Raw genomic sequence first — 14,643 nt, forward strand, 5'->3', positions numbered from 1 at the left:
CAATGTGCCTATTAAAAAGTGTCCACCATGTCTCCGAACACCTGTCCACCATGTGTCCGGTACATACAGGGAGAGGGTTAGGGTGAGGGGCAGGCTTTTGTCCGCTCAGCCGCCAACCCCTGACTTGCCGCCCGGTAAAAGGTAAACTTTGCGGCCCTCGCAGGAGCAACCATGAATTATCGTCACGCCTTCCATGCCGGCAATCACGCCGATGTGTTCAAACACCTGACCTTGACCCGCCTCATCGCCCTGATGTCGCGCAAGGAGCAGCCGTTTGCCTATCTCGACACGCATGCCGGCATCGGTCTGTATGACTTGCAGGGCGATCAGGCCAATCGCACCGGCGAGTACCTGGAAGGCATTGCGCGGTTGTGGGCTCAGCCGGATCTGCCGGCGCTGACCGCCGACTACATGAAGGTGCTGCACGAGATGAACCCGGATGGCCAGTTGCGCTATTACCCGGGTTCGCCGGAGCTGGCACGGCGTCTGACGCGGCCGCAGGATCGGGTGATGCTCAACGAGAAGCATCCCGAAGATGGCGTGTTGCTCAAGGACAACATGGCCGGCGATCGTCGAGTGAAAGTGCATCTGGGCGAGGGCTGGCATGTGGCGCGGGCGATGTTGCCGGTGCAGGAAAAGCGCGCGGTGATGCTGATCGATCCGCCGTTCGAGCAACTGGACGAGATGCAGCGTTGCGCGGCGTCGATGAAAGAAGCCATCGGCCGCATGCGTCAGACCGTGGCTGCGATCTGGTATCCGGTGAAGGATCAGCGTGCACTGCGGCGTTTCTATCAGGACCTGGCAGGCACGGGTGCACCGAAGTTGCTGCGTGTGGAGCTGCTGGTGCATCCGCTGGACACGCCGAACAGCCTGAACGGTTCCGGGCTGGCGATCGCCAATCCGCCGTGGGGGCTGGAAGAAGAATTGCGTGAGTTGCTGCCGTGGTTGTCGAAGAAGCTGGGGCAGACTCAGGGTGGCTGGCAGATGGATTGGCTGATTGCCGAGAGCTGATCGCCGAGCGATCGTTCCCACGCTCCGCGTGGGAATGCCTCAATGGACGCTCTGCGTCCGCTGTCAGGACGCGGAGCGTCCCGGGCTGCATTCCCACGCAGAGCGTGGGAACGATCAGGCGGGGTTAGTTGCCCGCAAGGCTTGCTGGCATGCAAACGCCGGTGCCGCCAATCCCGCAGTAACCTTCAGGGTTTTTCGCCAGATACTGCTGGTGATACGCCTCGGCAAAGTACACGGGCGGGGCCTGGTCGATCTCGGTGCTGATTTCACCCAGACCGGCCTTGGCCAGTTCCGCCTGATACACGTCTTTGCTTTTCAGTGCCGCATCCAGTTGCTCCGGGGTGGTGGCGTAGATCACTGAGCGGTACTGAGTGCCGATGTCGTTGCCCTGACGCATGCCCTGAGTCGGGTTGTGCAGTTCCCAGAACATCGCCAGCAGCTCTTCATAGCTGACCTGGGCCTTGTCATACACCACCAATACCACTTCGGCGTGCCCGGTCAGGCCCGAGCAGACCTCTTCGTACGTCGGGTTCGGCGTGAAGCCGCCGGCGTAACCGACGACTGTGCTGACCACGCCTTCGCGCTGCCAGAAACGTCGTTCCGCGCCCCAAAAGCAACCCAGACCGAAGATTGCAAAGTCGACGTCCTGAAAGAATGGACCGAGCAGCGGGGTGTCTTCGAAGACGAAGTGTTTTTCCGGCAGGATCATCGGGGTTTCGCGGCCGGGCAGGGCTTGTTCTTTGGTTGGAAGCACGTTTTTGTTCACCAGAATTTCCGAGCGCAGAACCATGAGCGTTCCTCTCAGTCAGGTTGGAGGTAAAAAGTCAGACCGCCAGTGTGCCGAATGATGCCGGAATTCGCACTATCCAAAATGTGGGAGCGAGCTTGCTCGCGAAAGCGGGGTGTCAGGCGAAGAAGATGCCATCGGATTTATCGCCTTCGCGAGCAGGCTCGCTCCCACAAGGGATCTTCATAGAAGCCGGCGTTAAAGACAGAGCGGCCCACGCGGATAGCGCCTGAGCGCTTTGATCAGTTCATCACCGGGAATCGGTCGGTCGAACAGATAACCCTGACCGACGTCGCAACGATGCCGGCGCAGGAACGCCAGCTGCTCGGCGGTTTCGATGCCTTCGGCGACAACTTTGAGTTTCAGGTTGTGGGCCATGGCGATCACCGCAGAGGTGATTTCCATGTCGTCCTGGTTGTCCGGGATTTCATGGATGAAGCTGCGATCAATCTTAATGATGTCGATCGGAAATTTCTTCAGATAGCTCAGCGACGAGTACCCGGTGCCGAAGTCATCCATGGCCAGGGTCAGGCCCAGGCGTTTGAGCTGGTCGAGCTGCAAATGCGTGTCTTCGGTGGCTTCCAGCAGCAGGCCTTCGGTCAGCTCGAGTTCGAGCAGACTAGCCGGCAGCGCTTCTTCCCTGAGGATGTTGGCGATCGAGGCGACCAGATCCGGATCGGAGAACTGTTTCGGTGACAGATTGATTGCCACTTGCAGATTGCCCAAGCCGGCGGCGGTCAAGGATTTGCTCATGCGGCAGGCCTGACGAGCAATCCACTTGCCGATCGGAATGATCAGGCCGGTTTCCTCGGCGACGCTGATGAACTGGTCCGGGCGAATCATGCCGCGTTCCGGATGGTTCCAGCGCAACAGCGCTTCCATGCCCAGCAAGCGACCGCTGCGCAGGCACAGTTTCGGCTGGTAAAACACGTCCAGCTCGTTCTGGGTCAGGGCGCGGCGCAGGTTGTTCTCGACGAAAAGTTTGTAACTGGCTTCGGCGTTCAGCGCTTCAGTGAACACCTGCAACTGGTGTTTACCGTTGGCCTTGGCCTTGTGCAGCGCCAGGCCGGCGTTGCGCATCAGGGTTTGCGGATCGCGCCCGTGCAGCGGCGCGCAGGCCAGGCCGACGGAGCCGGTGACGCTGATCAGCTGATTGTCGACGAACATCGGCTTGTCGAGGGTCATCAGCAACTGACTGGCGATCTGCTGCCCGGCTTCAAGATCGGTGTCGTCGAGCAACACGGCGAATTCGTTACTGGCAAAACGCGCCAGGCTGCCACTCGGGCTGAGGCTGTTGCGCAGGCGCCGGGCGAGGCTGATCAACAGTTTGTCGCCGGTCTGGTGGCCGAGGCTGTCGTTGATCCGCTTGAAGTTGTCGATGTCCACCAGCAACAGGCTGATCGGCGTATCGCTGTCGCGGGCGAAGCGCTCATCGAGATTGCGGATGAATGCCGGACGGTTGCCAAGGTTGGTCAGGTTGTCGGTGTAGGCCAGGCGCTCGATGCGTTGCTGGGCCAATTTGGTCTGAGTGATGTCTTCGTAGATGCCGATGTAATGCGTCAGCTCACGATTGTCGCCATAGACCTTGGAGATCGACAGCTGCCCCCAGTACGGTTCGAGATTCTTGCGGCGGCTCTTGAATTCGCCCTGCCAGCTGTTGCTCTGGGCCAGCGCCGAGGGCGCATCGAACAGCAGCTCGCTGAGATTTTCCAGGGCGGGCAGTTCCGACAGGCGCTGACCGTGGACTTCCTCGGTGGTGTACTGGGTGATCGCGGTGAAGCTCGGGTTGACGTACTCGACCACGCCGTCGCAGTTGACCAGCAAGAAGGCGTTGGCGCTTTGCTCGACCGCGCGTTGAAACAGGTGCAGGGCGCTGGTGGCGGTGCGCCGGTTGTGGTTGTTGATCACCTGCGCGAACTGGTCGGCCAGTTCGCCGGCAAAGGCGATTTCGTCGGACTGCCAGGCGCGGGTGACGCCGGTTTGTTCCAGGCACAACACGCCGACTACCTGGCCGTCGACGCGGATGCTGGCGTCGAGCATGGCGTTGACGTCACGTGGACGCATCGCCTCGGCCATCTCGCGGGTGCGCGGGTCGTGCATGGCGTTGTGCGCATCGATGGCGCGGCTGCTGTGCAGCGCTTCCATGTAATCGGGGAAGCCGCTGATATCGATCGGCTCCGGCAGGATGTATTCCTGAGTTGCGCGATGGTAGGCGGAGATCGGCAGCAAGCGCTGGCCTTCGAGGTTCCACAGGCTGGCGCAGTCGATTTCGTAGATATCGCAGGCGCAGCGGGTGATCAGCTCGGCGGCTTCCTGTAGCGAGTTGTGCGTGCTGTAGCGCTGGCGTGCGAGTAGCAGAATCAGATCCTGCTGGGCGCGCACGCGGTCCAGATGCTGCAGTTGTTCCTGCTGGGCACGCTGGTTCAGCTCAAGGGCGATTTGCAGGCGCGAGTTCTGGGTTTCCAGATCCACCGAAGGCAGCGCCTGGGTTTCGTCGAACACCTCGTCGACCGCCAGCAGATAGCCGCGCAGCAAGTGCCGGTTGTGCTGTTTGTAAGCTTCGCCCAGCTCGAGCATGTTCAACGCGCCGGCGGCGGTGTGCAGGGTGTAGCGCACCACGTAATGCGCGCTTTTGCTCAACTGCTGCTGGATCGCGTCATGCAGTTGGTAGCGCGCTTCGGGCTCCATCAGGCTGGCGTAGGGCGAGCCGACCAGTGCGCAGAGCTCGACGGCCGGCTGGCCAAACTGGCGTTCGCAGTTGGGATCGAGGAACAGCATTGCCCAACTCGCTTCATTCAAGCGCTCGAAACGCAGCATGCCGAGCCGCGAGGGCACAGGCAACTGCGTCACTACCTCGGCCGCCATACGGCTGGCGGCATCGGGCTGGCTCTTCATGAAGGAAACTCGCTTGGAAATATGCTGAATGCGCCGGGCTCTCGCCCTCTTGTCTGTTGGCTGCGGCAAGGTTGCATCATTGCGGCACCGACTGACAAGAGAGATGAAGGCCAAGTGCTATAAGAATATGTCGGCTGCAGTGAACATTTCTCCAGTGCACAACTGAAATGAGCAGAAGATCGCAGCCTTGAACAGCTCTTGCAGGCGCCACGTAGCCATGTAGGCGCTGCCAAAGGCTGCGATCTTTTGGTGTTTCAACGCAATTTCATACTGATCGACTGCAACTTCTTGCCATCGCGGTCATGGTAATTGACCAATATCTGATCAGCCTCAACGACCACATGCGCAAAATTGTCCTGACTCACCACCGCACTGGTCAGCTCGTGCCGATAATCCCCGGCCGCTGTGCGCACCAGCGGTTGATCGAGGATGAACGTCGAGGCCTTGGCATACGGCAGCAATTTGCTGTTGTGCAACGGCGAGGACACGATGGTGTGCACCTCGAAATCGGTGTCCTCGCTGTGACTCAAGCGACTGATCAGCGAGCCATGGACGTCGCCGGAGACGAACACCACGTTCTTGATCCGGTGAGTGCGGATGGTTTCCAGCAGACGCAGACGCTGCTCGGGAAAAGCTTTCCAGGCATCGTCACCGTTGAACTTGCGATCGGGATAGAACATCACGCTGGTCACCACGAACTTTACCCGTGCCGGGCTATGGATCAGCCATTGCAGCAGGGCCTGTTCCTGCTCGATGTCGAGAATGCGCCGGTCATCCTTCGACAAGTTGCGTCGGGTGCGGCTGTCGGTGACGAACCAGGCGATATCGCTGTCGCCGAACTGATACCAATAATGCTTCAAGGTATTCCGGTCTATCTGGCCCTCGCTGTTATATGCGTAAACCGGGCTGTGGCTGGCTTGATAAAGTTCATAAGCGGCCATGGCGTTGCGATACAAGTCCTTGTCCGCATCTTTAGCATTGGCGGGCCAGTTATCTTCTATTTCATGATCGTCGAGCATCATGTAAGTCGATGTATTGGACATCAATCGTTGAATATTCGGTTGCGAGAATGCCGTTCGATACTTCTTCAGAATGTCTTTGGCTTCGCGATCCGGTGCAATGATATTCAAATCATCTACATACACTTGATCGCCGGTCATGATCACTGCGCTGACGGGTAGATGACTGTTCTCGACAAGTTGATTGATCGAGCCAAAGATGCGATCGCCCAGTTGCGGCAACGAAGCAATGCCCGCGGTGATCCGCAGATAACGGCAAGATCCGACGATAAATCCCCGGGGCTGGCTGGCTTGCGCGGTGCGGGTACGAAAGCGGTAGAGCTGTCGCGGCCATTGCAGTGGAAACTCCACCACTGTGTCGATGGTGTGTACCGGATTCATCGGGCTTAACCAGCCGGCTTGATATTCGTATTCACAATCGGCGTCCAGATCCTGTAATACCAGTACGCCCGACATGTCGTTGGCTGAATGCAAAAGTGTAAATACGCTGTTGGACCATTTTTCCGTTCCGGCCTTGCGAGCGCGAACTCCGGCAAATACGCGTTTTTTGTCCTGTTGTTCGCCGCGCATGAAAATGCGAACTTCGTTAGTTGTGGCGTGGCCCACGATGGGGCCGATAGTCGGTTTGAACATGATCGATTCCGTTCGAGATTTTAATAAGATGAATTAAATAAGCGGAGCGCATTGAAGCAACTTTCCTGAGCAGAGGTTAGTTGGCCGGCGGCAGAAAATATTGGCGTTAAGTGGACCAGACCTGTGGCCGATGTCAGCGCAGGTTGTAGGAAAGAGGCGCGATCCGGTTTATTTCAGGTAAAAAAAAGCCCCGTCAATTGACGGGGTTGAGGTACGAGCGTGTGGCGCTCGAAAGGGTGCAGCAAGCGGCCCTCCGTCGCCGGAGGGCCGTTTGGGTTACAGCAGGATGGTGCGGATGTCGCCCAACAGGCTGCCCAGACGCTGAGTGAAGCGTGCAGCAGCAGCGCCGTTGATCACGCGGTGATCGTAGGACAGCGACAGTGGCAGCATCAGCTTCGGCTGGAAGGCTTTGCCGTCCCAGACTGGCTGGATGGTTGCCTTGGAAACACCAAGGATCGCCACTTCCGGCGCGTTGACGATCGGCGTGAAGCCGGTGCCGCCAATGTGGCCGAGGCTGGAAATGGTGAAGCAGGCGCCCTGCATCTCGTCCGAGGACAGCTTCTTGGTGCGGGCTTTTTCAGCCAGCGAAGCCGCTTCGGCTGCCAGTTGCAGCAGGCTCTTCTGGTCGACGTTCTTGATCACCGGCACCAGCAGGCCATCCGGAGTGTCGACGGCGAAGCCGATGTTCACGTATTTCTTGCGGATGATCGCCTTGCCGCTTGGTGCCAGCGAACTGTTGAAGTCCGGCAGCTCCTTGAGCAGGTGCGCGCAAGTCTTGAGCAGCAGCGGCAGGATGGTCAGTTTGACGCCAGCCTTCTCGGCCACGGCTTTTTGCGCAACACGGAAGGCTTCCAGCTCGGTGATGTCCGCCGAGTCGAATTGCGTGACGTGTGGCACGTTCAGCCAGCTGCGGTGCAGGTTGGCAGCGCCGACCTGCATCAGACGGGTCATCGGCACTTCTTCGATTTCGCCGAAACGGCTGAAATCGACCACCGGGATCGGCGGGATGCCTGCGCCACCGGTAGCGCCGCCAGCAGCGGCCGGTGCTTCCTTGGCCTTCTGCATCATCGCCTTGACGTAAACCTGCACGTCTTCCTTGAGGATGCGACCGTGCGGACCGCTGGCGCCAACGGCGCTCAGCTCGACGCCGAACTCGCGGGCCAGTTGACGCACGGCAGGGCCGGCGTGAACTTTGGCGCCCGGTTTCGCTGGTGTAGCAGCCGGTGCGGCGGCTGCAGCGGCAGCAGGTGCAGCGGCAGCCGGAGCAGCAGCGGCAGGTGCCGGAGCGCTCGGTGCAGCAGCCGCAGCCGGGGCAGCAGCCGGGGCCGCGCCTTTGACTTTGAGCTTGAGGATCAGGTCGCCGGTACCGACTTCGTCATCGAGCTTGATCGAAACGCTTTCGACCACGCCAGCGGCAGGCGATGGAATTTCCATGCTCGCCTTGTCGGATTCCAGGGTGATCAGCGACTGGTCGGCTTCGACGGTATCGCCGGCCTTGACCAACACTTCGATGATCTTGGCTTTGCCAGCCGAGCCGATGTCCGGAACGTGGATGTCCTGAACGCTGTCGGCAACCGGTGCTGCTGGCGCGGCTGCCGGAGCAGGCGCAGCGGCAGCGGCCGGTGCAGCAGCCTGGGCCGGAGCGGCAGCCGCAGGGGCCGCAGCACCCGCCACTTCCAGATCCAGAATCAGATCGCCAGTGCCGACTTCGTCGTTGAGCTTGACGCTGATGGCCTTGACCACGCCAGCGGCAGGCGACGGGATTTCCATGCTGGCCTTGTCGGATTCCAGGGTGATCAGCGATTGATCAGCTTCGACGCTGTCGCCGACCTTGACCTGAATCTCGATGATCTGTGCCTTGCCCGACGAACCGATGTCCGGCACGTGCACTTGCTGTACCGAGGCCGCAGCAGGAGCAGCGGCAGGCGCGGCAGCAGCAGGTTTCTCTTCGGCTTTCGCAGCAGGAGCGGCGGCAGGTGCCGGGGCCGCTTCAGCGGCGCCCTCGACTTCCAGCTCGAGCAGTTCGTCGCCTTCTTTCAGACGATCGCCCAGCTTCACTTTCAGGCTCTTGATGACGCCGGCTTTCGGGGCCGGCACTTCCATGCTGGCCTTGTCCGATTCCAGGGTCAGGATGCTCTGGTCGGCTTCGATGCGGTCGCCGACCTTCACAAACAGTTCAATTACTTCACCTTCACCGCTGCCGATGTCAGGTACGCGAATGAGTTCGCTCACAAAATGTCTCCTCAGCAGTCCAGTGGGTTGCGTTTTTCCGGGTCGATGCCGAACTTGGCGATGGCTTCGGCCACAACCTTAGGTTCGATATCACCACGGTCAGCCAGTGCTTCCAGGGCTGCCAACACCACGAAATGACGGTCGACTTCGAAGAAATGACGCAGTTTCTTGCGGCTGTCGCTGCGGCCGAAACCGTCGGTGCCCAGGACTTTGAATTCCTTGGACGGTACCCACTGACGGATCTGCTCGGCGAACAGCTTCATGTAGTCGGTAGAAGCAATGACCGGACCTTTACGACCGTTCAGGCACTCTTCGACGTAGCTCAGCTTAGGCTTCTGGCCAGGCTTGAGACGGTTGCTGCGCTCTACAGCGAGGCCGTCGCGACGCAGTTCGTTGAAGCTGGTAACGCTCCAGACGTCGGCGCCGATGTTGAACTCTTCACGCAGGATCTTCGCCGCTTCACGCACTTCGCGCAGGATGGTGCCGGAGCCCATCAGCTGAACGTGGTGCGCCGCATCGCGAGTGTCTTCCTCAAGCAGGTACATGCCTTTCTTGATGCCTTCTTCGGCACCGGCCGGCATGGCTGGCTGCTGGTACGACTCGTTCATCACGGTGATGTAGTAGAAGATGTCCTGTTGCTCTTCGGTCATCTTCTTCATGCCGTCCTGAATGATCACCGCCAGCTCGTAGCCGTAGGTCGGATCGTAGGTGCGGCAGTTCGGGATAGTCGCGGCCAGCAAGTGGCTGTGACCGTCTTCGTGCTGCAGACCTTCACCGTTCAGGGTGGTACGGCCAGCGGTGCCGCCGATCAGGAAGCCACGGGTACGGCTGTCGCCAGCGGCCCAGGCCAGGTCGCCGATACGCTGGAAGCCGAACATCGAGTAGAAGATGTAGAACGGCAGCATTGGCTGGTTGTGGCTGGAGTACGAAGTACCGGCAGCGATGAACGAGCTCATGGCGCCTGCTTCGTTGATGCCTTCTTCAAGGATCTGACCTTTCTGGTCTTCCTTGTAGAACATCACCTGGTCTTTATCGACTGGCTCGTAGAGCTGGCCGACGGAGGAGTAGATGCCCAACTGACGGAACATGCCTTCCATACCGAAGGTACGGGCTTCGTCCGGGATGATCGGGACGATGCGCGGGCCGATTTCCTTGTCCTTGACCAGCTGCGCGAGGATCCGCACGAACGCCATGGTGGTGGAAATTTCACGGTCGCCCGAGCCATCGAGGATGGCTTTCAGGGTGTCCAGATCCGGAGTCGGTACGCTGAAGCTCTGCGCGCGGCGCTGCGGCACGAAACCGCCCAGTGCGGCACGGCGCTCGGCGAGGTAGCGGGCTTCGGCGCTGTTTGGCTCTGGCTTGAAGAACGGCAGGTTCTCCAGCTCTTCGTCCTTGACCGGGATGTCGAAGCGGTCGCGGAACAACTTCAGGCTCTCGACGTCGACCTTCTTGGTGTTGTGCGCAGTGTTTTTCGCTTCGCCGGCACCGGTGCCATAACCCTTGATGGTCTTGGCGAGGATGACGGTCGGTTGTTCCTTGTGGTTGACCGCTTCGTGGTACGCCGCGTAGACCTTGTACGGGTCGTGGCCGCCACGGTTGAGTTTCCAGATCTCGTCGTCGGACAGATCGGCAACCATTGCCTTGAGTTCAGGCGTGTTGAAGAAGTGCTCGCGAACGAACGCGCCGTCTTTGGCTTTGTAGTTCTGGTACTCGCCGTCGATGACTTCGTCCATGCGACGTTGCAGGATACCGTCGACGTCTTTGGCCAGCAGCGGGTCCCAGAAACGGCCCCAGATGACTTTGGTCACGTTCCACTGAGCGCCGCGGAACACGCCTTCGAGTTCCTGGATGATCTTGCCGTTGCCGCGAACCGGGCCGTCGAGGCGCTGCAGGTTGCAGTTGATGACGAAGATAAGGTTGTCCAGCTTCTCGCGGCCGGCCAGGGAGATCGCGCCCAGGGATTCCGGCTCGTCGCACTCGCCGTCGCCCAGGAAACACCAGACTTTCTGTTTGCCCGGCTGGATGAAACCGCGGTGCTCCAGGTACTTCATGAAGCGCGCCTGGTAGATCGCCTGGATCGGACCCAGACCCATCGATACGGTCGGGAACTGCCAGAAGTCAGGCATCAGCCAAGGGTGCGGATAGGACGACAGGCCTTGACCATCGACTTCCTGACGGAAGTTGTTCATCTGGTCTTCGGTGATGCGGCCTTCCATGAATGCGCGGGCGTAAACGCCTGGCGAGGTGTGGCCCTGGAAGTAGATCAGGTCGCCGCCGTGTTCGTCGGTCGGGGCCTGGAAGAAATAGTTGAAGCCGATGTCATACAGGGTCGCACTGGAAGCGAAGCTGGAGATGTGACCACCCAGGTCCGAATCTCGCAGGTTCGTGCGCATTACCATGGCCATCGCGTTCCAGCGTACCAGCGAGCGAATGCGGCGTTCCATGAACAGGTCGCCAGGCATGCGTGCTTCGTGGGTAACGGGGATCGTGTTGCGGTAAGGCGTGGTGATCGCGTAAGGGAGCTGCGAGCCGCTGCGGGTCGCGAGTTCGCCCATACGGGTCATCAGATAGTGAGCACGGTCTTCGCCTTCTTTGTCGAGAACCGATTCCAGGGCGTCCAGCCATTCCTGGGTTTCGACGGGATCGAGGTCTTGCATGGCTTGCTCCAGGGCGGAAAGGCTTCCAGAATCGGTTGCCTGAGTTTGCGACTGGCCTTGTGGGCAGACGATTTAAAATTCTTGGATTGCCGACAGGTTGTTCCGGCGGCGTGTAGTTTTACTACAAATCTTCCGGCATTTCAGCCTTTCGAATGTATAGACGAGTAGTAAAACTACAGATGAAAGGCTTGTGGCCTCCGACTGCGTTGTGAGAATAATCGTTAAGGCGGGTCGTTTTCCATCCGAATAAGGTGAAAGTTTGATGCTGGATGCCAAAGAAGAAGAAATTTCAGCTATTTCTAACTTTTGTTCGACAGTCCTTCACGTAGCGGGTTTTCATCATTCACTACAAGCGGCCCTCAATACGCCGATCAAGGATAGACCATGACCCTGCCCGTGCTTGCCGAACTGCCCGCCATTCTCCTGCCGTTGGTCAGCCGATCCGAGCAGTCGTTCCGTACGTCCGTCGCCGCCCTTGAAGACGATCATGGGTTGTCGAACTGGTCGCCTGAACGCTGGGCGCAGTTCGCCCGCGTCAGCGCCGCCAGCGAATTTGTCATTGAACAGAGCATTCGTGACCCTTTGATGTTGTTGTCGCTGGTCGCGTCCGGCGAACTTGATCGAGCGTTTGCGCCCGGCGAGCTGTGCGCACAGATCGCCGCCGCCGTGAACAGCGCGCAGAGCGAAGACGAACTCGGCCGCGCCTTGCGCCGCCAGCGCGCACGCCATCAGGTGCGGATCATCTGGCGCGACCTGACCCGTCAGGCCGATCTGGTGCAGACCTGCCGCGACCTCTCGGACATGGCGGACGCCACCATCGATCAGGCTTATCAATGGTTGTACAGCCGTCATTGCGAGCAATTCGGCACGCCTACCGGGCGGCGCAGCGGTGAGCCGCAGCAGATGGTGATCCTCGGCATGGGCAAACTCGGCGCGGTCGAGCTGAATCTGTCTTCCGACATCGACCTGATCTTCGCCTACCCCGAAGGCGGCGAAACCGTCGGCGTGAAACGCTCGCTGGATAATCAGGAATTCTTCATCCGCCTCGGCCAGCGTCTGATCAAGGCGCTCGATCCGATGACCGTCGACGGCTTCGTCTTCCGCGTCGACATGCGCCTGCGTCCATACGGATCGTCTGGTGCGCTGGTGCTCAGCTTCAACGCGCTGGAGCAGTATTACCAGGATCAGGGCCGCGACTGGGAACGCTACGCGATGATCAAGGCGCGGGTGGTGGCTGGCGATCAGGTCGCCGGCGCGCAGTTGCTCGATATGCTGCGGCCGTTCGTTTATCGGCGCTATCTGGACTTCTCGGCGATCGAAGCGCTGCGCACCATGAAGCAGTTGATCCAGCAGGAAGTGCGGCGCAAGGGCATGGCCGACAACATCAAGCTCGGCTCCGGCGGCATCCGCGAGGTCGAGTTCATCGCTCAGGCCTTTCAGTTGATCCATGGTGGCCGCGATCTGAGCCTGCAACAGCGTCCTCTATTAAAGGTGTTGAGCACGCTTGAAGGGCAGGGCTATCTGCCGCCGGCGGTGGTCAGTGAGCTGCGCGAGGGTTACGAGTTTCTGCGTTACACCGAACATGCCATTCAAGCGATTGCCGACCGTCAGACGCAGATGCTGCCGGACAGCGCTCAGGATCAGGCGCGGATCGCCTTCATGCTGGGCTTCGCCGATTGGTCGGCGTTCCATGAACAACTGATGTACTGGCGCGGGCGCGTGGCCTGGCATTTCGCCCAGGTGATCGCCGATCCCGATGAGGAAGAGGGCAGCGAAAGCGAAGTGGTGGTCGGTGGTGAGTGGCTGCCGCTGTGGGAGGAAGAACAGGACGAGGAGGCCGCGTGCCGGCAGTTGCAGGAGGGCGGTTTCGTCGATGCCGGCAAAGCGCTGAAGGCGCTGGCAGGTTTGCGCGGCAGTCCGCAACTGCGCGCGATGCAGCGGCTGGGGCGCGAGCGTCTGGATGCTTTTATTCCGCGACTGCTCGCGCAAGCGGTGGAGCACGACAATCCCGATCTGGTGCTCGAGCGCGTGCTGCCACTGGTGGAAGCGGTGGCGCGGCGTTCGGCGTATCTGGTGTTGCTCACGGAAAACCCCGGCGCGCTGCGCCGCCTGCTGACTTTGTGTGCGGCGAGCCCGTGGATTGCCGAGCAGATCACGCGCTTCCCGCTGCTGCTCGACGAATTGCTCAACGAGGGTCGGCTGTTCAAGCCGCCGCTGGCGCCGGAACTGGCGGCCGAGTTGCGCGAACGCCTGACGCGAATTCCCGAGGACGACCTCGAGCAGCAAATGGAAGCCCTGCGCCATTTCAAACTGGCGCACCGCTTGCGCGTCGCCGCCTCGGAAATCGCCGGCAGTCTGCCGTTGATGAAAGTCAGCGATTACCTGACCTGGCTGGCCGAGGCGATTCTTGAACAAGTGCTGGCCCTGGCCTGGCGGCAGACCGTGGCCAAGTACGGCACGCCGCTGCGCACCGACGGCACGCTGTGCGATCCCGGCTTCATCATTGTCGGTTATGGCAAAGTCGGCGGCCTGGAATTGGGGCATGGTTCCGATCTGGATCTGGTGTTCATCCATGACGGCGATCCGCAGGCGGAAACCGACGGGCCGAAATCCATCGACGGCGCGCAGTTCTTCACGCGCCTGGGGCAGCGGATCATTCACCTGCTCACAGCGCAGACCAACTCCGGTCAGCTGTATGAAGTGGATATGCGCCTGCGGCCGTCCGGCGCTTCCGGGCTGTTGGTGAGCTCCCTCGGCGCATTCGCGCGCTATCAGGAAAACGAAGCCTGGACGTGGGAGCATCAGGCCTTGGTGCGCGCGCGGGTGCTGGTGGGCAGCCAGGATGTTGGCCAGGCTTTTGAAAAAGTCCGCGCGCAGGTGTTGGGCAAACCACGGGATCTGGCCAAACTGCAACAGGAAGTCAGCGAGATGCGCGCGAAGATGCGCGACAACCTCGGCACCCGCAGCACCGCAGCCGGCACGGCGGCGAATGCGTTCGACGCGGCCGTGCCGTTCGACCTCAAGCAGGACGCCGGAGGTATCGTCGATATTGAATTTATGGTGCAATACGCGGCCCTTGCGTGGTCGCACAGCCATCCACCGCTGCTGCGCTGGACCGATAACATCCGCATTCTGGAAGAGCTGGAACACGAACGGCTGATGCCCGCCGAAGATGCCAGTCTGTTGCGTGAGGCCTACAAGGCCTACCGCTCCGCCGCCCACCGGCAGGCCTTGCAGAAGGACGCCGGGGTGATACCGGGCGACCAGTTTGCCGACGAACGCCGGCAGGTTTTGCGGATATGGAAAGAGATGGGGCTAAGCTGAAAGCGGTTTATGCAGCACCCAATACCCTGTGGGAGCGAGCTTGCTCGCGAAGGCGGAGTGTCAGACGACACCGATGTCGGATGTG

8 protein-coding genes are annotated in these 14,643 nt (G+C 60.3%); 3 read left to right on the plus strand and 5 right to left on the minus strand.

Annotation, left to right across the window (positions count from 1 at the left end; translation table 11 throughout):
• The first annotated feature begins 171 nt into the window (after positions 1 to 171).
• Positions 172 to 1,011, plus strand: a complete 840-nt coding sequence (locus tag AAEZ10_RS25925; RefSeq protein ID WP_110644863.1) for a 23S rRNA (adenine(2030)-N(6))-methyltransferase RlmJ — start codon at positions 172 to 174, stop codon at positions 1,009 to 1,011.
• Between the two features lie 124 nt (positions 1,012 to 1,135).
• Here the strand turns inward: AAEZ10_RS25925 and msrA are convergent, their stop codons facing one another.
• The 5 genes from msrA to aceE all read right to left on the minus strand — a co-directional run bounded on the left by msrA (position 1,136) and on the right by aceE (position 11,234).
• A complete protein-coding gene (gene msrA, locus AAEZ10_RS25930) occupies positions 1,136 to 1,801 on the minus strand; it encodes a peptide-methionine (S)-S-oxide reductase MsrA (RefSeq protein WP_122705076.1) in 666 nt (221 codons plus the stop codon).
• Between the two features lie 195 nt (positions 1,802 to 1,996).
• The gene (locus tag AAEZ10_RS25935) at positions 1,997 to 4,693 is read right to left on the minus strand and encodes a putative bifunctional diguanylate cyclase/phosphodiesterase (protein WP_350571576.1); all 2,697 of its coding nucleotides are present in this window, start codon (positions 4,691 to 4,693) and stop codon (positions 1,997 to 1,999) included.
• Between the two features lie 254 nt (positions 4,694 to 4,947).
• Entirely contained in the window at positions 4,948 to 6,345 is a 1,398-nt protein-coding gene (locus tag AAEZ10_RS25940) for an alkaline phosphatase D family protein (RefSeq protein ID WP_350571578.1), read from the minus strand.
• Positions 6,346 to 6,621: 276 nt separating this feature from the next.
• On the minus strand, positions 6,622 to 8,577 hold the full coding sequence (gene aceF / locus AAEZ10_RS25945; RefSeq protein WP_350571580.1) for a dihydrolipoyllysine-residue acetyltransferase: 1,956 nt from the start codon (positions 8,575 to 8,577) through the stop codon (positions 6,622 to 6,624).
• 11 nt (positions 8,578 to 8,588) lie between these two features.
• Positions 8,589 to 11,234: a pyruvate dehydrogenase (acetyl-transferring), homodimeric type gene (aceE, locus tag AAEZ10_RS25950; protein WP_258710898.1), complete on the minus strand. Its 2,646-nt coding sequence runs from the start codon at positions 11,232 to 11,234 to the stop codon at positions 8,589 to 8,591.
• Positions 11,235 to 11,496: 262 nt separating this feature from the next.
• Here aceE and AAEZ10_RS25955 point away from each other — a divergent pair, with 262 nt between their 5' ends.
• A complete protein-coding gene (locus AAEZ10_RS25955; RefSeq protein ID WP_256205860.1) occupies positions 11,497 to 11,622 on the plus strand; it encodes a hypothetical protein in 126 nt (41 codons plus the stop codon).
• Positions 11,619 to 14,558 carry a bifunctional [glutamate--ammonia ligase]-adenylyl-L-tyrosine phosphorylase/[glutamate--ammonia-ligase] adenylyltransferase gene (glnE, locus tag AAEZ10_RS25960; protein ID WP_350571582.1) on the plus strand — a complete coding sequence of 980 codons (2,940 nt, stop codon included), beginning with the start codon at positions 11,619 to 11,621 and terminating at the stop codon, positions 14,556 to 14,558. Before AAEZ10_RS25955 ends, glnE begins: the two co-directional genes overlap by 4 nt.
• Positions 14,559 to 14,643: the final 85 nt, after the last annotated feature.

Origin of the sequence: Pseudomonas sp. H26/SER47-MNA-CIBAN-0231, from assembly GCF_040310465.1 — a bacterium.
Classification (GTDB): Bacteria; Pseudomonadota; Gammaproteobacteria; order Pseudomonadales; family Pseudomonadaceae; genus Aquipseudomonas; species Aquipseudomonas atacamensis.

What these genes read in the sequence shown, in the direction of transcription:
- AAEZ10_RS25925 (WP_110644863.1), top strand. Translation starts at nt 172, where the DNA reads ATGAATTATCGTCACGCCTTCCATGCCGGCAATCACGCCGATGTGTTC.
- msrA (WP_122705076.1), bottom strand. Translation starts at nt 1,801, where the DNA reads ATGGTTCTGCGCTCGGAAATTCTGGTGAACAAAAACGTGCTTCCAACC.
- AAEZ10_RS25935 (WP_350571576.1), bottom strand. Translation starts at nt 4,693, where the DNA reads ATGAAGAGCCAGCCCGATGCCGCCAGCCGTATGGCGGCCGAGGTAGTG.
- AAEZ10_RS25940 (WP_350571578.1), bottom strand. Translation starts at nt 6,345, where the DNA reads ATGTTCAAACCGACTATCGGCCCCATCGTGGGCCACGCCACAACTAAC.
- aceE (WP_258710898.1), bottom strand. Translation starts at nt 11,234, where the DNA reads ATGCAAGACCTCGATCCCGTCGAAACCCAGGAATGGCTGGACGCCCTG.
- AAEZ10_RS25955 (WP_256205860.1), top strand. Translation starts at nt 11,497, where the DNA reads ATGCTGGATGCCAAAGAAGAAGAAATTTCAGCTATTTCTAACTTTTGT.
- glnE (WP_350571582.1), top strand. Translation starts at nt 11,619, where the DNA reads ATGACCCTGCCCGTGCTTGCCGAACTGCCCGCCATTCTCCTGCCGTTG.